Origin of the sequence: Burkholderia sp. Leaf177 (assembly GCF_001424345.1) — a bacterium.
In the GTDB taxonomy this organism is placed as follows: Bacteria; Pseudomonadota; Gammaproteobacteria; order Burkholderiales; family Burkholderiaceae; genus Caballeronia.
In genome coordinates this window covers 303,024-323,181 of sequence record NZ_LMPF01000001.1, presented here as the reverse complement: position 1 = coordinate 323,181, position 20,158 = coordinate 303,024, and the positions used below count along the sequence as shown (strand labels likewise).

The 20,158-nt window shown below is 59.7% G+C and carries 21 protein-coding genes and 1 tRNA gene; 10 read left to right on the top strand and 12 right to left on the bottom strand.

The window, feature by feature from the left end; genetic code table 11:
• Positions 1-59: 59 nt before the first annotated feature.
• The 5 genes from ASG35_RS01470 to ASG35_RS01450 form a co-directional block, all read right to left on the bottom strand.
• The gene (locus ASG35_RS01470; RefSeq protein WP_056351967.1) at positions 60-551 is read right to left on the bottom strand and encodes a phage protein NinX family protein; all 492 of its coding nucleotides are present in this window, start codon (positions 549-551) and stop codon (positions 60-62) included.
• Positions 552-660: 109 nt separating this feature from the next.
• Positions 661-3,087 (bottom strand): RelA/SpoT family protein, encoded by a 2,427-nt coding sequence (locus ASG35_RS01465; RefSeq protein WP_235527418.1) that lies wholly within the window; start codon positions 3,085-3,087, stop codon positions 661-663.
• Between the two features lie 81 nt (positions 3,088-3,168).
• Positions 3,169-3,372, bottom strand: a complete 204-nt coding sequence (rpoZ, locus tag ASG35_RS01460; protein WP_031359151.1) for a DNA-directed RNA polymerase subunit omega — start codon at positions 3,370-3,372, stop codon at positions 3,169-3,171.
• Between the two features lie 56 nt (positions 3,373-3,428).
• A complete protein-coding gene (gmk, locus tag ASG35_RS01455) occupies positions 3,429-4,094 on the bottom strand; it encodes a guanylate kinase (protein ID WP_056351964.1) in 666 nt (221 codons plus the stop codon).
• A gap of 6 nt (positions 4,095-4,100) precedes the next feature.
• Positions 4,101-5,036 (bottom strand): YicC/YloC family endoribonuclease, encoded by a 936-nt coding sequence (locus tag ASG35_RS01450; RefSeq protein WP_056351962.1) that lies wholly within the window; start codon positions 5,034-5,036, stop codon positions 4,101-4,103.
• A 288-nt stretch (positions 5,037-5,324) separates the two neighbouring features.
• Between ASG35_RS01450 and rph the strand changes: the two genes are divergently transcribed.
• The 5 genes from rph (at position 5,325) to ASG35_RS01425 (ending at position 9,342) form a co-directional block, all read left to right on the top strand.
• Positions 5,325-6,071, top strand: coding sequence for a ribonuclease PH (gene rph / locus ASG35_RS01445; protein WP_327019635.1), 747 nt, complete (start codon positions 5,325-5,327; stop codon positions 6,069-6,071).
• Positions 6,064-6,681, top strand: a complete 618-nt coding sequence (gene rdgB / locus ASG35_RS01440; protein ID WP_056351957.1) for an RdgB/HAM1 family non-canonical purine NTP pyrophosphatase — start codon at positions 6,064-6,066, stop codon at positions 6,679-6,681. Before rph ends, rdgB begins: the two co-directional genes overlap by 8 nt.
• On the top strand, positions 6,678-7,916 hold the full coding sequence (gene hemW, locus ASG35_RS01435; protein WP_056351955.1) for a radical SAM family heme chaperone HemW: 1,239 nt from the start codon (positions 6,678-6,680) through the stop codon (positions 7,914-7,916). The genes rdgB and hemW overlap by 4 nt, the downstream gene beginning before the upstream one ends.
• Before the next feature lie 39 nt (positions 7,917-7,955).
• Positions 7,956-9,146 carry an MFS transporter gene (locus ASG35_RS01430; RefSeq protein WP_056352868.1) on the top strand — a complete coding sequence of 397 codons (1,191 nt, stop codon included), beginning with the start codon at positions 7,956-7,958 and terminating at the stop codon, positions 9,144-9,146.
• A gap of 106 nt (positions 9,147-9,252) precedes the next feature.
• Positions 9,253-9,342 (top strand) — tRNA-Ser (locus ASG35_RS01425).
• A 188-nt stretch (positions 9,343-9,530) separates the two neighbouring features.
• Here the strand turns inward: ASG35_RS01425 and ASG35_RS01420 are convergent.
• Positions 9,531-10,307, bottom strand: coding sequence for an SDR family NAD(P)-dependent oxidoreductase (locus ASG35_RS01420; protein ID WP_056351953.1), 777 nt, complete (start codon positions 10,305-10,307; stop codon positions 9,531-9,533).
• 137 nt (positions 10,308-10,444) lie between these two features.
• On the opposite strand from ASG35_RS01420, the gene gcvA reads away from it, so the two are divergent.
• Both gcvA and ASG35_RS01410 read left to right on the top strand, forming a co-directional pair.
• A complete protein-coding gene (gene gcvA, locus ASG35_RS01415) occupies positions 10,445-11,368 on the top strand; it encodes a transcriptional regulator GcvA (RefSeq protein WP_056351950.1) in 924 nt (307 codons plus the stop codon).
• A gap of 24 nt (positions 11,369-11,392) precedes the next feature.
• Positions 11,393-11,770, top strand: a complete 378-nt coding sequence (locus tag ASG35_RS01410) for a hypothetical protein (protein ID WP_056351948.1) — start codon at positions 11,393-11,395, stop codon at positions 11,768-11,770.
• A gap of 14 nt (positions 11,771-11,784) precedes the next feature.
• On the opposite strand, the gene ASG35_RS31875 is transcribed toward ASG35_RS01410, so the two are convergent.
• On the bottom strand, positions 11,785-11,943 hold the full coding sequence (locus tag ASG35_RS31875) for a hypothetical protein (RefSeq protein WP_200945670.1): 159 nt from the start codon (positions 11,941-11,943) through the stop codon (positions 11,785-11,787).
• 113 nt (positions 11,944-12,056) lie between these two features.
• On the opposite strand from ASG35_RS31875, the gene ASG35_RS01400 reads away from it, so the two are divergent.
• Together ASG35_RS01400 and ASG35_RS01395 are read left to right on the top strand one after the other, a co-directional pair.
• Positions 12,057-12,539, top strand: coding sequence for a TonB family protein (locus tag ASG35_RS01400; RefSeq protein ID WP_056351943.1), 483 nt, complete (start codon positions 12,057-12,059; stop codon positions 12,537-12,539).
• 331 nt (positions 12,540-12,870) lie between these two features.
• Positions 12,871-14,127, top strand: coding sequence for an MFS transporter (locus ASG35_RS01395; protein ID WP_442854793.1), 1,257 nt, complete (start codon positions 12,871-12,873; stop codon positions 14,125-14,127).
• Between the two features lie 6 nt (positions 14,128-14,133).
• Here ASG35_RS01395 and ASG35_RS01390 read toward each other — a convergent pair whose 3' ends face one another.
• Positions 14,134-15,267, bottom strand: coding sequence for an OpgC domain-containing protein (locus tag ASG35_RS01390; protein WP_056351940.1), 1,134 nt, complete (start codon positions 15,265-15,267; stop codon positions 14,134-14,136).
• Between the two features lie 739 nt (positions 15,268-16,006).
• Here ASG35_RS01390 and ASG35_RS01380 point away from each other — a divergent pair.
• Entirely contained in the window at positions 16,007-17,377 is a 1,371-nt protein-coding gene (locus ASG35_RS01380) for a chloride channel protein (protein WP_200945669.1), read from the top strand.
• 178 nt (positions 17,378-17,555) lie between these two features.
• On the opposite strand, the gene ASG35_RS01370 is transcribed toward ASG35_RS01380, so the two are convergent.
• The 4 genes from ASG35_RS01370 to minC form a co-directional block, all read right to left on the bottom strand.
• Positions 17,556-17,822, bottom strand: a complete 267-nt coding sequence (locus ASG35_RS01370) for a YXWGXW repeat-containing protein (RefSeq protein WP_442854801.1) — start codon at positions 17,820-17,822, stop codon at positions 17,556-17,558.
• Between the two features lie 291 nt (positions 17,823-18,113).
• The gene (gene minE, locus ASG35_RS01365) at positions 18,114-18,368 is read right to left on the bottom strand and encodes a cell division topological specificity factor MinE (protein WP_056351927.1); all 255 of its coding nucleotides are present in this window, start codon (positions 18,366-18,368) and stop codon (positions 18,114-18,116) included.
• Between the two features lie 9 nt (positions 18,369-18,377).
• Positions 18,378-19,193, bottom strand: coding sequence for a septum site-determining protein MinD (gene minD, locus ASG35_RS01360; RefSeq protein WP_056351923.1), 816 nt, complete (start codon positions 19,191-19,193; stop codon positions 18,378-18,380).
• 99 nt (positions 19,194-19,292) lie between these two features.
• Positions 19,293-20,048 carry a septum site-determining protein MinC gene (gene minC / locus ASG35_RS01355; RefSeq protein WP_056351920.1) on the bottom strand — a complete coding sequence of 252 codons (756 nt, stop codon included), beginning with the start codon at positions 20,046-20,048 and terminating at the stop codon, positions 19,293-19,295.
• Positions 20,049-20,158: the final 110 nt, after the last annotated feature.

Sequence of the window (20,158 nt, the reverse complement as noted above, 5' to 3'; positions counted from 1 at the left end):
GAAGGGCCTTCCTCACGGAAGGCCCTTTTTGTTTGTGCAGCAGTTTTTCGCGCCTAGCCTTATTGCCGGGCAGTCGAGCCAATGTCGCCAATCCTGCCATCGGGCGCCGGGGCATCGTCCACCGATGCAATCGCGCTTTGCTCGCCCAACGGCTCCGCGCGCTCGCCGAGCAGCATTTGCGAGCGGCGCGGATATTCATTGTCCACGGTCTCGCCGAACGCGTGCAGCAGGAATGCGCGAAGCAACGCAATTCTCAGCGACGCGCCGCGCCCTTCCACCTCCGCGCCAGCTTTGCCGAACACCGCGGTGCAAACGACTTCTCCACGTCCGTGGTCGCTCATTTCTAGCCTGCACGCGCGCTCCAGCACGACCGAAGCGGCTTCCCATGACGATGACGGCAGAAACCGTCCGTCCCACGCTCGTCCGCGATCGTTGCCGCGAATGGCGAGCGTCTGGCCGCCATCGGTGAAATGAATCTCGCGGATGAAGTCGTGCAGCCCTCGCGCGACCCAATAGTCGAGCTCGGCGCCTTCAAGTTCTGATGTTTTCATAAGTGCCCTCGTTGTACGCAGAATGGGTACAGGGCACGCAGGTCGCGTTCCAGCGGCAGCGACTCAAACGTGGCGCGCCGGCCGCTCCGATAACGTCGGCGCCAGAACGTCAGTAGTCGCCGCGTTCGCGATCGATCCGCATGCCGCCTTCGTTATTGCGATGATGCGGCTCGTCACTCGGCCGCTCACGCGCAATGCGCATCACGTCCGGATTGGTCCGGACACGCCGCATCACGTTTGCCAGATGCACACGGTCACTGACCTGGATCACAAAGCGCAATACGGTGGATTCCTGCGTCACGTCCTCGTCCATGGCAATGTGGACAATGTTGGCATCGGCGGATGTGATGTCGGCCGCCACCCGGGCGAATACGCCCTTCGACGTGCTCACCAGCACCTTGATGGCCACGTCGAAGAGACGGCCCGGCTGCGGCGCCCAGGCAACGTCGATCCATCGGCCGGGGTCACGTCTGTGAATACGCTGCGCGACGCGGCATTCGGTGGTGTGAATCGCCATGCCCAGCCCAATGCCGATATACCCCATGATGTCGTCGCCGGGAATCGGGCGGCAGCAAGCCGACAATTGCACCGACATGCCTTCCGTGCCGGTGATCACAACCGGCGGCGCGGTGTTCGTGGTGAAGCTTTCGCGCGGGGAATCGTCGTCGTCGCGTCCGTTCATCAACACTTCGATGCGCTTCGCCATCACCGCGGCCACGCGCCGGCCAAGGCCAATATCCGCGAAGATTTCCTGGCGGCTCTTGTTGCCGGTCCACTGAACGAGCTTTTCCCAGACTTCCGGCGTGACCTCGGAAAGCGCAAGACCGTAGCCCTTGAGCGATTGATCGACAAGCCGTTCGCCCAGTTGCACCGATTCGTTCAGGCGCATTGTCTTCAGATAATGGCGAATCGCCGAACGTGCCTTGCCAGTGCGCACGAATCCGAGCCACGCGGGATTCGGCTTCGAATACGGCGCCGTTATCACTTCCACGATATCGCCGCTCTTCAACTCCGTGCGCAGCGGCAGCAATTCGTTGTTGATCTTCACCGCGACGCATTGATTGCCGAGATCGCTGTGAATGGAATACGCGAAGTCGAGTGCCGTGGCGCCGCGCGGCAGCGGCATGATTTTCGACTTGGGCGTGAACACGTACACCGCGTCCGGAAACAGATCGATCTTGACGTGTTCGAGGAACTCGCTGGAATCGCCTGCTTCGCTCTGGATGTCGAGCAACGACTTGAGCCATTGATGCGCACGCTTTTGCACATCGTTGAGATCCGCGCCGCCGTTCTTGTACAGCCAATGCGCGGCGACGCCCGCTTCGGCGATTTCGTGCATCTTGCGCGTGCGGATCTGGAATTCGATCGGCGCGCCAAACGGACCCACGAGCGTGGTGTGCAACGACTGATAGCCGTTCACTTTCGGGATCGCGATGTAATCCTTGAACTTGCCCGGAACCGGCTTGTAGAGCGCGTGCAACGCACCAATGCACGTATAGCATTCCAGCGCGGTGTCCAGCACGACGCGGAATCCGTACACGTCGAGCACTTGCGAAAACGACAACTGCTTGTCGCGCATCTTCTTGTAGATGCTGAAGATGGTTTTCTCGCGGCCCGTGACGTCGGCCTTGATCTTCGCGTCCGCAATTGTGCGCTGCACCGACTCCATGATCTTGCCGACCACTTCCCGCCGATTGCCGCGAGCGGCCTTTACGGCGCGCTCGAGCGTGGCGTATCGATGCGGATTGAAATTCGCAAAACTCAGATCCTGCAATTCGCGATACGTGTTGTTCAGCCCGAGCCGATGCGCGATGGGCGCATAAATGTCGATGGTTTCGCGCGCCACACGACGACGCTTTTCCGGCGGAACGGCGCCGAGCGTACGCATGTTGTGCAACCGGTCGGCGAGCTTCACGAGAATCACGCGTACGTCGCGCGCCATGGCGAGCAGCATCTTGCGGAAGTTTTCCGCCTGCGCTTCCTCGCGATTGCGGAACTCCATTTTGTCGAGCTTCGACAAGCCATCGACGAGTTCCGCAACCTTCGGCCCGAACCGTTCCGCGATCTCGGTTTTTGTCACGCCCTGATCTTCGATCACGTCGTGGAGCAACGCCGCCATGATGGATTGATCGTCGAGTTTCCAGCTTGCGCAGATTTCCGCGACCGCAACCGGATGAGTGATGTAAGGCTCGCCACTTTGACGATACTGCCCGAGATGGGCTTCATCGCTGAAATGGAAAGCCTGTTTGACTTGCTTGATTTCTTCCGGCGAAAGATACGCGGCCAGTTCGGTTGTCAGTTTCGCAATGGAAACGACGTCGTGACGGCGCGGTTTTTCCGGAGTGGCGGTCGGCCCGAACAAATGGCGAAACGATTGTTCGAGGACCGCGTCGATGTACTTGCGTGCAGCCGACGGAGAGTCGCCGTCGTGCTCGTGATCATGCGCGTGGTTTTCTGCGTTCAGCTCAACCTGGGCGTCACTGCCCGGTTCGTCGTGGTGCGTATCCACAGAGACGGACGATGGAACAGGATTCATGGTCGCCTCCGTGGTTAGCTGACGCTTTAGCAAAGATGCGCGTTGGTTCGAAATGCCTGGCCGATAACCGAGCGTTTTAACTCAGACCGGAACCTTCTTGAGCATTTCCACGCCGACCTGACCCGCCGCGATTTCGCGCAGCGCTACAACGGTCGGTTTGTCGCGGCTTTCGATCTTCGGCGTGTGGCCTTGAGCGAGCTGGCGCGCGCGGTACGTTGCTGCGAGCGCGAGCTCGAAGCGATTGGGGATCATTTTCAGACAGTCTTCGACAGTGATGCGGGCCATGGTTGATTCCTTCTCGATATGTTCTTCATTCTACCTTATGTGACCGGAAAGCCCGCTCACTCGGCGTGTGGCGAGTGTATGCCCAACTCGACGAATAACTTCGTATGGCGTGCATATTGCGAACCGAAACGCAGACGTGTCGCGGCAACGAGACAGCGCAGCTCAGTCAACGCCTGATCGAAGTTCTCGTTGATCAGCACGTATTGCGCTTCCGGCGCGTGCGCCATCTCGCTTCCCGCCGCAAGCAAACGCCGCACGATCACGTTCGGCGAGTCCTGACCGCGCTTTTTCAAACGCTCTTCAAGCGCATCCAGCGACGGCGGCAGGATGAAAATTTCCACCGCGTTGCGAAAGCGTTTCTTGACCTGTTGCGCGCCTTGCCAGTCGATTTCGAGCAGCACGTCATGGCCGCTTTTCATCTGCTCTTCAATCCATACGCGCGACGTTGCGTAGTAATTGCCGTGCACTTCCGCACTTTCGAGAAACTCGCCGGCGTTGTCACGCGCCATGAAATCATCGATAGAAGCGAAATGGTATTGCACGCCGTTTTCTTCGCCTGGCCGCGGGTCGCGCGTGGTGTACGACACCGACAGGCGAATGGCCGGATCTTGCGCGAGTAGCGCATTGACCAGCGTCGACTTGCCCGCGCCCGACGGCGCCACGACCATGAACAGATTGCCCGGATAAACGCCGGCGTAGGTATTGCGTTGAGCGTCGTTCATTTGTGCTTACTCCAGATTCTGCACTTGCTCGCGCATCTGTTCGATGAGCAGTTTCAGTGTCATCGATGCATCTGCGAGTTCTTTTGCCGCCGCCTTCGAGCCCAGCGTATTTGCTTCGCGATTGAGTTCCTGCATCATGAAGTCGAGCCGCTTGCCCACTTTTCCGCCCTTTTGCAGCACGTGACGCGTTTCCGTCAGATGTGCGGTGAGGCGTTGCAATTCCTCGTTGATATCGATACGGATGCCGTACATGGTCACTTCCTGGCGGATCCGTTCGGCGATTTCCTCGCGCGGAATGCTGGTTTGCGTCGTGCCTTCCGGCGCCGCAATGCCAAGCGCAATCTGCAGGCGCTCCACGATCTTCTGCTGATGCTTCGTGATCAGTTCCGGCACGAGCGGCGTGATGCGCGCAACGATCGCTTCCATCTCGGTCACGTTCGCGATCAACACGGCGCTGAGCGCGGCGCCTTCGCGGGCGCGGACATCGATGAGTTCTGCAATCGCCTGCTTGCCGCACGCCAGCACCGCGTCACGCAAGGTTTCCGCCGACACGCCGCTCTCCGACAAAATGCCCGGCCAACGCAGGATTTCGCCCGTACGCATGCGCTCGGAGTCGGGGAAAACGTCGAGCACCGAGCGCTCCAGCGCGGCGAGTTGCGACAGCGCATCGCGGTTGAGCACGCCGGAAATGGTCGTTTGCTCGGCGCGATTCAGGTTGATGCGGATATCGACCTTGCCGCGCGAGAGCTTGTTCATCAGCATTTCGCGCAATTGCGGTTCGCACGCGCGAACGTCTTCCGGCATGCGGAAATTCATGTCGAGAAAGCGCGAATTCACCGTGCGCAATTCCACCGATACACCCACGCCCGAGCCGTTTGCGCCCGCGCCGTCCGACGCAACTTCGCGCGTGGCGCTCGCATAGCCTGTCATGCTGTAGATCATTGTCGCGTCCGTTTTTGAAGATCGATGTTCACTTCGTACGCCCGGCGTGAAGCTGCGCGAATGGCATGCAATGTTGGCCGGGCGGGGAAGCTGGCATTATCCCATTTTTGCCGATATGCCCCCAGGAAAGGCCGTGGAACGCATGCCGCACGCGCACGGCCAACCGGACGCTCATCCCGATTGCGGATAAAATTTGTGTTCCGGCCCGGCGTTCTCACGCTTTTATTGCTCAGCGACGGCCCTCCTTCACCGCTATATCACCAGATCGCCTCCATGACAGAATCCCCGCTGACCTCGCCCGCCCCGTCTGCACGCCCGAGTGGCCGCCGCGCGAACCAGTTGCGCGACGTGCGCATCACGCGTCACTACACGAAGCACGCGGAAGGTTCCGTCCTTGTCGAATTCGGCGATACCAAAGTGATCTGCACCGCGAGCATCTCCGAGCGTGTGCCCGAATTCCTGCGCGGCCGCGATCAGGGCTGGCTCACCGCCGAATACGGCATGCTGCCGCGCGCGACGAACACGCGTAACGATCGCGAAGCCGCGCGCGGCAAGCAGACCGGACGCACGCAGGAAATCCAGCGCCTGATCGGACGCGCACTGCGTTCCGTGTTCGACCTGAACAAACTCGGCGCGCGCACGTTGCATATCGATTGCGATGTGATCCAGGCCGATGGCGGCACGCGCACGGCCAGCATCACGGGCGCTTTCGTCGCGGCTCACGATGCCGTTACCAAGCTGATCGCTACCGGAAAAATCGCGGAATCGCCGATCAACGAATTCGTCGCGGCCATCTCCGTCGGCGTGTACAACGGCCAGCCCGTGCTCGATCTGGACTACGACGAAGATTCCAAATGCGATACCGACATGAACGTTGTCATGACGGGCGCCGGCGGTTTTGTCGAGGTTCAGGGAACGGCCGAAGGCGTGCCGTTCACGCGCGCCGAAATGAACGCGTTGATGGATCTGGCTCAAAGCGGGATCGAAACGTTGATCGCGAAACAGAAAGTCGCGCTGGAGTTGCTCCGTGTCTGATACAGCATTGAAACGGGTCGTCCTTGCATCGAATAATGCGGGCAAGTTGCGCGAATTCGCCGCGCTCCTGAGCACGGCCGGCATCGATCTGGTGACGCAAGGCGAACTCGGTGTTTCCGAGGCCGAAGAACCGCACGTGACCTTCGTCGAGAACGCGCTGGCGAAGGCGCGGCATGCATCGAAAGCAACAGGGCTTCCCGCTCTCGCCGACGACTCCGGCCTGTGCGTGCACGCATTGCGCGGCGCGCCCGGCGTCTATTCCGCCCGCTACGCGCAATTGCAGAACGGCGGCGAAAAAAGCGATGCCGCGAATAACGCGCGGCTCGTCGCGGATCTTGCGAACGAAGCCGATCGCCGCGCGTATTTCTTCTCCGTGCTCGTGCTCGTTCGTCATGCCGACGATCCCGAGCCGCTGATTGCGGAAGGCCGCTGGCATGGCGAAGTGGTCGATGCACCGCGCGGCGAAAACGGCTTTGGCTACGACGCGCATTTCTTCGTGCCATCGCTTGGAAAAACTGCCGGCGAACTCGATCCCGCCGTTAAAAACGCCAGCAGCCATCGTGCGATCGCGCTGCGTCAACTGCTGGAACGGCTGAAGGACGTATCGTGAGCACGGGTCCGCAGGCCATCAACGTGGTGAAGGCGTTCACGTCGCCGGGCAGTATCCGGCTGACTTCGTTGCCGCCGTTGTCGCTCTATGTACATTTCCCGTGGTGCGTTAGGAAGTGTCCGTATTGCGATTTCAATTCACACGAGTGGAAGGGCCAGACGTTCCCGGAAGACCGTTATCTCGATGCATTGCGCGCCGACCTCGAGCAAGCATTGCCAATGGTCTGGGGCCGTCAGGTGCATTCCATCTTCATTGGCGGAGGCACGCCCAGCTTGTTGTCGGCGAAAGGATTGGACCGTCTTCTCTCCGATGCCCGCGCGCTGCTGCCTCTCGACGCCGACGCCGAAATCACGCTCGAAGCGAATCCCGGCACGTTCGAAGCCGCAAAGTTCGCGCAGTTCCGGGCGAGCGGCGTGAATCGTTTATCGATAGGAATCCAGAGCTTCAACGAAACGCACTTGAAAGCGCTCGGCCGGATTCACGACGCCACGCAAGCGCGTCAAGCCGTGGAAATTGCCGCCAGGAACTTCGATAACTTCAACCTCGACCTGATGTTCGCGCTGCCGAAACAGACGCTCGACGAATGCCGCGCCGACATAGAAACAGCGATCAGTTTCGCGCCGCCGCATTTGTCGCTGTATCACCTGACGCTCGAACCGAACACGATGTTCGCGAAGTACCCGCCGCCCGTTCCCGATGACGACGAATCCGCCGACATGCAGGACTGGATCCACGAGCGCACGGCGTCGGCGGGATACGAGCGTTATGAAGTGTCGGCGTACGCGAAGCCGAATCGCAAGAGCCGGCACAACCTGAATTACTGGCGCTTCGGCGACTATCTCGGCATCGGCGCAGGCGCTCACACGAAGCTGTCGTTTCCGCAGAAAATCGTCCGTCAGGTCCGATACAAACATCCCGCCACGTACATGGACGAAGCGCTCGGCGGCGCGGCCGTGCAGGAAGAGAACGAAGTCGGTCCGCGCGATCTGCCGTTTGAATTCATGCTCAACACGTTGAGGCTCGTGGAAGGATTTCCGGTGCATTCGTTCAACGAACGAACCGGCCTCGCGATGTCCGCAATCGAACCGGCGCTAAAAGAAGCAGAGAAGCGCGGCCTGATTACGCGCGATATCGAAACCATCGCGCCAACGCAACGCGGCCAGGATTTTCTCAACGATCTCCAGGCGCTGTTCCTCAAGAACCCTGACTCGAAAACGCCCAAGGACAACCGTTAATTGAGCGCCTCATCTCCTGCTGTACCACCCGGCTCGGTGATGCGTCACCGGCCGTTTGCGCTCTTCTGGAGCGCTCGGGTCATGTCATCGGTGGCGTTCCAGATGATGTCGGTTGCCATCGGCTGGCAGATTTATTCGATCACGCATAGTGCATTCGCACTCGGGCTCGTCGGCCTCGCCCAGTTCCTGCCGATGTTCATGCTCACGCTCGTCGTCGGCCATGTTGCCGACAGATACGACCGGCGCACGATCGCGTTCGTGTGCCAGGCAATCGAGGGCGTGGCGGCGTTGACCTTGTGTATTGCGACATGGCGTGGCGTGACGAGCCAGGAGTTGATCTATGTGATCGCGGCCGTTGCCGGATCGGCGCGGGCATTCGAATCTCCGTCCATGTCCGCGTTGCTGCCCAACCTGATCCCGCGCGCGCAGTTGCAATATGCAACGGCGTGGTCCACGTCCGCGAACCAGACCGCGCAGATTCTCGGGCCCGCAATGGGCGGTTTGCTCTACGGACTCGGCGCGCTCGTGGTTTATGGGGCGGTGAGCGTGGCGTTTGTGGGGGCGGCGCTGCTGCTTGCATCGATAAAAATCGAAAAAGCCGTGCGCATGCGTACGCCGGTCTCGCTTGAATCGCTGTTCTCGGGCATTGCTTTCATTCGACGCAAACCAGTGATTCTCGGCGCGTTGTCGCTGGATCTTTTCGCCGTGCTGCTGGGCGGCGCGACGGCCTTGCTGCCCGTGTTCGCCCGCGACGTCTTGCACGCCGGCCCTTGGGCGCTCGGCATGTTGCGCGCGGCGCCCGCGGTTGGCGCGCTCGCGGGATCGATATATCTGGCGCACTTTCCGTTGCGGCAGCGTGCGGGAACGGCGCTTTTTGGCGGCGTGATTGCGTTTGGCGTCGCGACGATCGTGTTCGGGTTATCGAGCAACATCGTCATTTCGATGCTCGCGCTCGGTGCGCTGGGTGCATCGGACGTGATCAGCGTGGTGGTGCGCAATTCGCTCGTCCAGTTGCAGACGCCCGACGATATGCGTGGTCGCGTGGGCGCGATCAATTCGTTGTTCATCGGGACATCGAACCAGCTTGGCGAGTTTGAATCGGGCATGACCGCGGGCTTGTTTGGCGCGGTGCCAGCGGTGTTGATCGGCGGCGTGGGGACGATTGTCGTCGCGCTGCTCTGGATGCGCCTGTTTCCCGGTTTGCGGGCGACAAAATCGCTGGAAGGGTGACGCGCTTTCGAAGGCTTAAACAGCCGGCGAAGTTGCGCTACAATACGCGCCTTGCCGGAAGGGAGCGCCGTTCCGGTGATTGGTTTAGTTGTAATTTGTGAAACGTGGAAGCGTGGCCGAGTGGTTTAAGGCACTAGTCTTGAAAACTAGCGATGGGGTGACCCATCCGTGAGTTCGAATCTCACCGCTTCCGCCAAGAACATGGAAATAACCCCGTTACTTTTTGAGTTACGGGGTTTTTGTTTTTTTGGGCATCCCGAACTAAAGCCGTATGTTTTCCTCACGCCGGCGTCCGACGGCGAATAAACAAGCGGACGAACTCCATCCGCTATTTCATATTCAACACCGCGCGCCAGCCACGCATCGCGATAAACATTCCCTCATTCAAGCCTGACGTCCGGCCATGACACCGCCATCGACGGGAAGCACAGTGCCGGTGATCCACGATGCTTTTTGCGATGCAAAGAACAGGATCGCCTCGGCGATATCCGCTGGCTGACCATTGCGCCCGAGCGGATGAAACGCATTGAACGTAGGCAGCGTCGCCTTGACCTGATCGTCGGTCATGAACGTGTTGTACACAGGCGTCTCCACAACCGCCGGCGCCACCGTATTGATGCGGATATTTTCCGGCGCCAACTCGATCGCGAGATTGCGCGTCAACGCATGCACGCCCGCGTTCGCCGCCGAATATGCGGCTGATGGCGTCGCGCCGATCGCCTGCAACGCCCACAACGATCCCGTTTGAACGATGGCGCCGCCGCCGCGAAGTTTTATCGCCCGTGCTGCCGCCTGGGCCATGAAAAACTTGCCTTTGAGAATGGTATCGATGAACCAGTCGTATTCCGACTCAGTCACATCGAGGAACGCCTTGGGCGCAAACACGCCGGCGTTGTTGATCAGGATGTCGACGCCGCCGAAAGCTTGCGTCGCCAGGTTCACGAGACCGGCGGCCGTTGCGGGCGACGCAATGTCGCCCGCGAATGTGCGGACGTTGGCGCCGGTTGGATCGATTTCTGCAGCCGCCAGCTTGAGCTTCGCGTCGTCACGCCCACCAATAACCACGCTCGCGCCAGCCTGCACAAGGCGCTTCGCGACTTCCTTGCCAATACCCGATCCACCGCCCGTGACAATCGCGACTTTAGAAGAAAAACTATGCATTTCAATACTCCGGAAAGTTCAGCCAAGGGAAGGAACGCCTCGCTCCCTGCTTCCTTGTTGAAGAGTATTGTTAGCTTGAACGAACGCGTTCACAAATCAGTTATTCTGTCCGCTTCTAAAAGAAAAACTTTATCGGCATGACTACGCCTATTTTTCTCAATGCACTGCGAGCGTTTGAAGTAAGCGCGCGACACCAGAGCTTTTCCGCCGCGGCGGCAGAGTTGAACGTCACGCCCGCGGCCGTTGGACAGCTCGTTCGAAGTCTGGAAGAGTGGCTTGCCTTTCCGCTTTTTCACCGAAGCGGCGGCGGGCGGGCGCGTCTCGTCCCAACGGACATCGCAATCCGGGCGCTCCCCGATATCCGCGAAGGATTCGACCGGCTGAATCTCGGGCTCGCGCGCCTCAAGGAAGCGTCGACGGGCGGCGTGTTGACGGTTACGGTCAGCCCCGCGTTCGCGGCGAAGTGGCTGTTACCGCGTATCGACCGGTTTCAGGCGGCGTGGCCGGACACCGATGTTCGTCTCGATACCAGCCTGAAACTCGTGGATTTTGCGGCCCAAGGTATCGATATCGGCGTGCGTTATGGCGCCGGGCACTGGCCCGGACTCGAAGCCGAAAAGCTGATGGACGAAGAGGTTTTTCCTGTGTGCTCGGGCGCGTTTCTCGAACGCAATCCCGGCTTGCGCAGCCCGGCCGATCTGGCAAACATGACGTTGATCGATGATCTTTCCGTGGATCGTCAAGCGGGCTTTGTCACGTGGGATACCTGGAATTCGTGGCTCGAAAATGCCGGGACGAACGTGGTCGCGGGTCGCGCAGGTTTGAAGATCAACAATTCCGCGGCGGTTTTGCAGGCGGCAATAGATGGGCACGGCGTGGCGTTGGCGCGAAGCGTCCTGGCACGCGATGATCTCAGTTCCGGCCGGCTGATCCGCCTGTTTCCCGACATTACGTTGCCGTCGGCGCTCGCGTATTTTGTCGTCTACAAGAAGGAATGCGCCGCGTTGCCGAGGCTCGTCGCGTTCCGTGAATGGCTTCTGAGCGAAACCGCCAGGATATGAGTTCTATATCGAGAGCAAATAACGATGCCTTCTGCCGTCCATAATTCACTCGCGTGGATCTTCGAGGCCTTCGAGCGCGATCCGACCTACATCACCAAGCGGATGTTCGGTTGTGACGCCGCTTATATGGATGGATTGTTGTGCCTGGTCGCCGCCGATCGCGGAGACCCGTGGAATGGCTTGCTGGTTTGTACATCGCGGGACCGGCATGCTGCGCTAATCGATGAAATGCCGGCTTTGCAGCCACATCCGGTGCTAGGGAAATGGCTCTATGTGTCGCAGGACGATCCGGCTTTTGAAGACGTCGTGAAAAGGATTACCGAGCTCGTGCTCGCACGCGATGAACGTATCGGCGTCGAGCCAAAACCACGCCGGCGCGGCAAGAAGTCCGCGCCGGCGTGAACAGACTCAATGCATCAACCGACGTCCGGCTCGCCTTCGCCCGGCTTCTTTCCAGGCTGGTCGCTTGGCGCCTGCTTGCGGTGTTCATCGTCACGCTCGGGCATCTTGCTCGCCTCGTTGTCGCTGTGTTCTGCCGGCTGCGGGTTGGTCAGATCGGTCGGATCGCTGTTCATGGTTCTCTCCTTGCATGGTGATAATGTGGGCATGCAAATTAGGGCAGCAAGACGTGGTCCCGGCGGGTATCTTTGAGGCTGATGCAGCGTTTTCCCGTGGAGTTTCGTCGACCATGATCTTCAGCTTGAAAAGCGGGCAATTGGCGTCTGGCGTCGTGCTCCTGGCCACGCTCGCGGCGTGCACGATCACTCCGCCGCCCGGCGCGCTCGAAACGCCAAAACCTGCCGCGGCGGTGGCGGGCGCGACGCTCGATCAATACAAAGTGCGCGTGGCGCAACACATTTTCGAGCGCAACCCGTCGCTGGTGCTCAAAGGCACGCCGCAAGCCATGCTGCGCTCGCTGGTCGTGGTCGCGTACACGGTGGACCGCAACGGGCGTGTGATCCGCTCTTCGGTGTATCGGACGAATGGCGACGACGAAGCCGAAGCCACCGCGCTCGCCTCGCTGCGCCGCGCTTCACCATTGCCTCCACCGCCGTCACGTCTGCTCGATGGCAACGGTCATCTCGATCTTTTCGAAGGCTGGCTCTTTAACGACAACGGCCAGTTCCAGCTGAGGAGCGCGCATTCGCCGCAGGCAACGACCATCGATTGAAGGAGCTTTCATTGCGCTTCCAGAAACAGTTCCTTGCCCGTCGCCACGCACGATCGTTATAATTTTCGATACCTATCCGTTACACCGGTAACCGGCCATGCCGGTCAAAGCCATTGCCGCTGCCCATCCGGCGTTCGTGCAATGCGCCCCGCCCGCTCGATACCGCGCCGCACCCGCGCGCCGTTCGACGCAACCTGATCGCCTTATTTGCTTCATTTGCCTTAATAAAATGCCCCGCGTCGCGCTCCAGAACGCGTGCGATGGGCGAAACGGAGACGCCATGTCGTCAGCTTCATCTTCACTGCCTGCATCGCCCGCAAGCGATGCAAAAATGAGCAGCTCCCGCGTCATCTTCGCGAGTTTCATCGGGACGGCGATCGAGTTCTACGACTTCTATGTCTACGCGACCGCGGCCGCGCTGGTGATCGGCCCGGTGTTTTTCCCGCACAGTTCGCCGGCCGCACAAGCGTTGTCGGCGTTCGTCACGTTCGGCATTGCGTTTATAGCGCGGCCGATCGGCTCGTTCGTGTTCGGCCATTTCGGCGACAGGATCGGACGAAAATCGACGCTGGTTGCATCGCTTCTGGTCATGGGCGTTTCCACGACGCTGATTGGTTTCGTGCCGGGATATGCGTCCATCGGCAGTCTGGCGCCCGTGCTGCTGTGCATCTTGCGCTTCGGGCAAGGCATTGGCCTGGGCGGCGAATGGGGCGGCGCGGCGCTGCTCGCGACCGAATACGCGCCGCAAAACAGGCGCGGCTGGTTCGGGATGTTCCCGCAACTGGGGCCGTCGGTGGGATTCCTGGCATCGAACGGATTGTTCTTTGGCCTTGCGCTTTCCTTAACCGATGAACAATTCCGCAGCTGGGGCTGGCGCGTGCCATTCATTGTCAGCGCCGTGCTGGTGGCGCTCGGCCTGTACGTGCGCCTGAGAATCGCGGAAACGCCGGCGTTTCGCGCGGCCATCGAAAAGCAAGAACGTGTGCGCGTGCCCGTTGCCACGCTGCTCAGCCGCTATCTTGGCCCAACGCTGCTCGGCGCCATCGCGATGATCGTCTGCTACACCCTCTTCTACATCTCGACCGTTTTCTCGCTGTCATACGGCGTTTCCACGCTTCATTTCACCCGCGAAAAATTCCTCGGCCTGTTGTGCTTCGCGGTCATTTTCATGGCGATCGCGACACCGCTTTCAGCGCTCGCCAGCGATAAATTCGGCCGTCGCCCGGTGCTGATCGTCGGTTGCATTGCGGCGATCCTGTCCGGCTTCACAATGGCGCCATTGCTCGGCAGCGGCAACACGTACGCGGTCGCGCTGTTCCTGACTATCGAGCTGTTCTTGATGGGCGTGACGTTCGCCCCGATGGGCGCGCTGTTGCCCGAGCTTTTCCCGACCAACGTGCGCTACACCGGCGCGGGCGTGGCGTACAACCTGGGCGGGATTCTGGGTGCATCGGTGGCGCCGTATATTGCGCAATTGCTTGCGAATCGCGGCGGCCTGTCCTGGGTTGGCGGCTACGTTTCCGTGGCGGCGGCGATCAGCCTGATCGGCGTGCTGTGCATGCGGGAAACGCGCGGGATCAAGCTTTAACGCGTTTTACTGATCCCGCCGGTTAGCCGCATGCGCCGGTACGGCGGGATGCTTGGGCACGCGCGTGCGCTGCGCGGCCTTCCGGTCGCGCCAGAAAGCGGCGAGCCAGATCAGGCTGCCAATGGCGATGGCGTCGCCGGTCAGTCCCGCCATCCATTGATACGAACCGAGCGATACGACGCGCAACGCTGTGTCGATAACCAGCGACATGCACGCGCCCGCGATAAAACACACGAGTCCCTGTTTGCCGACGTTCACCACGCTCGGCAGACTTTGCGCAATCGATCGAATCCATCCGGCGTGCACCGCCTGCGCGAACAACCACGCGACCACCACAAAACTCACGATGCGCAGGGTTGCGAGGTTTTGCTTCATGTATCCCGGAGGCGCCTGCGTTTCGAGAAAAAGCTTCGCGAACGCAAACGTCAGAAACACGACGATTGCAGCACGCGTCAGCCAGCGCGCCGTTTTCGAGTTATGGAATTCGGCGCTGATCGGCTGGACGCGTGAAAGGATGCCCATGGCGAACATCAACTGCCACGCAAACGGGTTGAACGACCAGCCTTCGGCGTACGCGGACGGCAACCACTGCGCAAGCGACGACGCAAACAGCCACATTCCCAGGCTGCCGAACAGCACGACAACCGGCTTTTTTGCGGCAAGCGGCACCACGAACGGAACGGCGAGCGCGAACATGGCGTACATCGGCAATACCGACGATAAATACGGCTGATGCCGCAACGTGGCGATATCGAAGGAAAGGCTGAGCGGCCGGGCCAGGAACGCGGGCCATTCGGTGATCTGCAGCATGGGGGTATCGATGCGCAGCCACATCAGCAACGCGCCGCCGAGCAGCATCATGACAGCCGTAAAAAGATACGCCCGGTAAATTTCCCAACTCCGCTTCAAGAACCGCCGCAATGCGGCTGAATGGCTGCGATTTGCTTCGAGCGACGTATAGGCCGCTGCCGACGCATAACCACCGAGGAACACAAACACCTCGGCGGAATCGCAAAACGCATAGCTATGAAGGGTGAAGTGCGACAACACGCTTCCCGAAATGTGATCCACGGCGATGACGAGCAGCACGAGTCCTCGAAAAAAATCGACTTCGAGGGAACGGCGATTCGGGGAACTCATGGATGCGACTCCGTGAAAACGACGTGTCTGCAAGAATGCAAAGTAGTTGAAAGCAGCAATAAAATCAGTCCAGCCGGCGAATTCGGGTTAGTACTAAATGTCTTCGGAAAATTCCCGTCAGATCATTGACTTACATCTGGAGAGCCGCAGCGTTCGCTCTTATCCGGAACGTCGCAACTTGCGTACCGGGATGCGCTGTCTATACTCGAACAAACCTTGTACATAATGAGGCTGGCCCCATGCGGATACATCTCCACAGTGCGCATGTTGTCGTAGTCATTGCCATAGCGTTATTCAGCGCGCTAATGCTAGCTGTAAGATTTCAGACAACGAGCTGGCGCGGAATTGCGTTCCAGGCTTTGATCGCAAATCTGGGCGCAATTGCGGCGGTCGTAGCGTTTGAAATGGTCACCGGCTAGCAAAATTTCCGTGCCTGTTTGAATTAAGTACCACCGCTAATTCTCGACTTCTCTAACACTAGTCGATAAATCTTTCATTCACCTGTGCGTCTGTTCAAACGTTTGCGCATTATACAAAAGGCTTCAATTAAACTTACTTTCTCATTACCAATTTCTCTCCGCTCTCGCCACCCCGACGAGAGTGTTTTATGGGGCGCAGGCGTATTGCCAGCGTCCCATTTTTCTTTTCGATCCGAATTGATATCACCCTTTTATATCGATGACACGCGCATCGATATAATCACGGCTTTGCCGACAGCCGGTCGCATGGCTCACCGCTTATGAATCGCCTGCTCCGCTCCCTTCCCCGCCTGACTATCCGGCGCGCACGCAGCATCTGGTACAGATACGGCATTTTCTGGGTCGGCGCCATCGTCGTCGGACTGGTCGCCGTGTTTTACGCGCGGCTGATCGACTGGGGTTACAACAGCTTCCGCACGTTCCAACACGATCACGTCTGGTTGCCGCTTATCCTCACGCCGGCCGTCGCCGCGTTGTCCGTCTGGCTCACACGCAAGTTTTTTCGCGGCTCCGAAGGCAGCGGCATTCCTCAAGTCATTGCGGTATTGCACAGCCCGCCGGGACTTGGGACACGGCTTTTATCGCCGGGAATCGTGATCGCGAAATTCGGCATCTCCTTTCTCGCGATACTCGGCGGCTTCACCATCGGCCGCGAAGGCCCGACCGTGCAGGTCGGCGCGGCGCTCATGTACAACCTTCGCCGCCTTTTCCCGCGATCGAACGCGCGCATTGAACGGCAACTCGTGCTGGCGGGCGCGGCGGCGGGGTTATCGGCGGCATTCAATACGCCGCTCGCCGGCATTGTGTTTGCAATCGAAGAACTCACACGCAGTTTCGAAGCCCGCACGAGCGGCGTGCTGATCACCGCGATCATCCTGGCGGGGATCGTCGCGCTGGGGCTGAACGGCAACTATACGTATTTCGGGACCATCGAGGTCAGCGCGCATTTTCCCAACCTGCTGGCGCTCGCGGTAGTGCTGACGGCCGTTGTGACGGGAATCGCCGGTGGCTTGTTTTGCTGGCTGCTGCTCAATACGTCGAAGTGGATTCCCGCGCGCCTGCGCGAATTGCATGCATCGAAACCCGTCATTTTCGCGATGATCTGCGGCTTGATCATCGCGATCGTCGGCCTCGTTTCAGGCGGAACGACGTTCGGCAGCGGTTACGCCGAAGCGCGCGGATTGCTCGAAGGCCACGAACAACTTTCGGTCTTTTATCCGCTGCTGAAGATGGTATCGATGATCGGCTCGTATTTGCCCGGCATTCCCGGCGGCATCTTCGCGCCATCGCTTTCCATAGGCGCGGGCTTCGGCAACGTGCTGCACATGGTTTTCGGCGACATGCAGTTGTCGATGCTCATCGCCCTCGGCATGGTCGGTTATCTCGCGGCCGTCACGCAGTCGCCGATCATGTCGTTTGTGATTGTCATGGAGATGATCAACGGCCACGCGCTGGTGATTTCACTCATGGCAACGGCGTTGATTGCAAGCCGCGTGTCGCGCTTCTTCGCGCCGCCGCTGTACGAGGCGCTTGCCGAGCGTTACATGACGCCGTTACCTGCGCCCGTGCCGAAAGCATCGCCGGAAGTGCCGGAGGGTCCGGTCGAGGCAGAAGAGCCGGCGACCAAATAACGCTCAATAGACATAAACGCGCGCCGCCGGCCGATAAGCATAAGAATGCGCCGGCACGACAATACACCCGCCCAGCAGCGTCGCCAGCAAGGTGATAATCAGGAGTTTCGTTTTCATCGGATGCTCCGGTATGGTGGTAAGGGCGGCGTGAGTGCCGCCCAACGCGTCAGCAACGATCTCAAGCCCAATGCCCCGGCGCATAACGCCACGCACCATGACGCGCGAACCAGTGTCCCGGCACCCAGTGATAACCCACGCGCTCGACTTGCCAGTGTCCCGGGTTCCACACGTACCGGCCGTGCTCCCAGCGCCAATGTCCCTGATCCCAGACATATCCAACGCGTGCGGGCGGCGCGGCCTCTACACGCACGGGCGGCGGCGCATTCGGCGCGATGATGACAACTTCAGCCGACGCGCTTCCCGCGACGGCAGCAACACCGGCCATCGCAATGGCCGCCTGGGCGATAAACAAACGAATTTTCATGATCGGCCTCTTGAGTGGATCGCCGCACGCAATCTGCAGCGATACCCAATCAATGCGCGAAGCCAGGATTCAGCCGACATCGGCGGTGTAACCGCGATGGCTAAACTGCAACGGAATATTGATGTAATTCGGCATCGTCCATATACGCTAAGACACGCTAAGGCGCGCAAACGATAAACCGTAAAAACACAAAAGCCGGAATCAACCATCGATTCCGGCTTTCTCAACAGCTTTCGAGTTACTCGAATTACGTCACGCCGATGGAATCTCGATCTTGACCTCGAGCACTTCGAGATCGTCCTGACGTTCGAGGCTCACGCGAATATCGTCGCTTGAGATCTTCACATACTTGGAAATCACGGCAACGAGTTCTCGTTGCAACGCCGGCAGATAATCAGCGGCCGGCTGGCCACCCGCGCGCTCGTGCGCGATGATCAACTGCAAGCGTTCCTTCGCGACCGAAGCGGACTTCTTTTTCTCGCCCAGCAAAAACGAAAGAATCGACATTGCGTCCCCTTACTTGTTGCCGAAAATGCGTTGCAACAGACCTGGCTTCTGATAATCGATAAAGCGCAGGGACTTTTCCTCGCCCAGAAAGCGCGAAACGATGTCCTTGTACGCTTCAGCCACATCAGTGCCATCGAGGTGCACGGCCGGCAAACCCTGGTTCGATGCATGCAGCACCGCTTCCGATTCCGGAATCACGCCAATCAGGTCGATGCGCAGGATTTCCTGGATATCGGTGAGCGACAGCATCTCGCCTTCGCTCACGCGCTTCGGGTTGTAACGCGTGATCAGCAAATGTTCCTTGATCGGCTCCTTGCCTTCGATTGCGCGCTTAGTCTTCGACGACAAAATGCCGAGAATCCGGTCCGAGTCGCGCACCGACGACACTTCCGGGTTCGTCACGATCAACGCCTCGTCGGCGAAATGCATGGCGAGCAGCGCGCCCGATTCAATCCCGGCTGGCGAGTCGCAGACGATATATTCGAAGTCCATTGCGATCAGGTCGTTGATGACCTTCTCCACGCCTTCTTGCGTCAGCGCGTCTTTATCGCGCGTCTGCGATGCCGGAAGGATGAACAGGTTCTCGCACTTCTTGTCCTTGATCAGCGCCTGGTTCAGATTCGCTTCACCCTGGATCACATTGATGAGGTCGTACACCACGCGGCGTTCGCAGCCCATGATGAGATCGAGATTGCGCAGGCCGACGTCGAAGTCGATAACAGCCGTTTTATGCCCGCGCAACGCGAGGGCCGATGCGAAGCTCGCGCTGGTGGTCGTCTTGCCGACGCCGCCCTTGCCCGAAGTCACCACAATGATTTTTGCCATTCCTGTACCTTGTGTTCGTCAATTAAATCCGCTGGCGTTCTGTCCGGGAGCGCGCCGTCCCCATCGGGCGCACCTTGGCTGATTTTTCCATCAGGCCAATCAGGTCAGCCGCAGCGGTTCGATCATCAATTTTTCTTCGTCGAGCCAGATCTGCACCGCCTTGCCCAGGACGTCGGGGCCGAGCGGTGTTTCTGTCGTCCTGTAAATCCCGGCGATGGAAATGAGTTCCGGCTCGAGACACGTGCAGAAGATGCGCGCATCGAGATTGCCGTGGACGCCCGCGAGCGCCCGGCCGCGCAACGGCGCATAGATATGAATGTTGCCTTCCGCGATCACTTCCGCGCCGTAGCTCACGAGCCCGAGCACGACCAGATCGCCCTTCGCATACACCTGCTGCCCAGAACGCAACGGCCGGTCGATGATCGTGGTCTTCGGCACCGGCGCGCTCGGCGGCGGCGCTTGCGCGACGGCGGCTTCGATCACGGCGACGGCTTCGGTGTTCTCGACGTTGGCATCGACCGATGGTTTGGGCGCGCCACGCCGGTCGCGCGCTTCGAGCAGCGGCAACGCGCCTTCTGCTGCCCACGTCTGTTCCGGCAACGCGACCACGCCGACAGGACGCATGCGCACGCTGTCGAGCAACGCCGCGAGCTCGCTCACCGATATACGTTCGCCGGCGTCGAGCTTACGTACGTCGATGGCGACGGTATCGCCCGCAAAAAACTCGGGAGTCGCTTCGAAGCGCCGCGTGAGTTCCGTGCGCATCGCGTCGAGGTCGGTAGTCTTGACGACAAACAGAAGCGTGTCGACAGAGCCGCTGCGCAATTCGAAAAAGGGCGTTTTTTTGAGCGACATAGGTAAAGCCAAAATTTTTGCGTATTTTACAGGCGTGAGCGCGGGCAACAGAAAAATTTCAGATTGCCGTCGCAATGTCGGCCGTCGTGAAGTTCAGCTGGAAAGAAAGA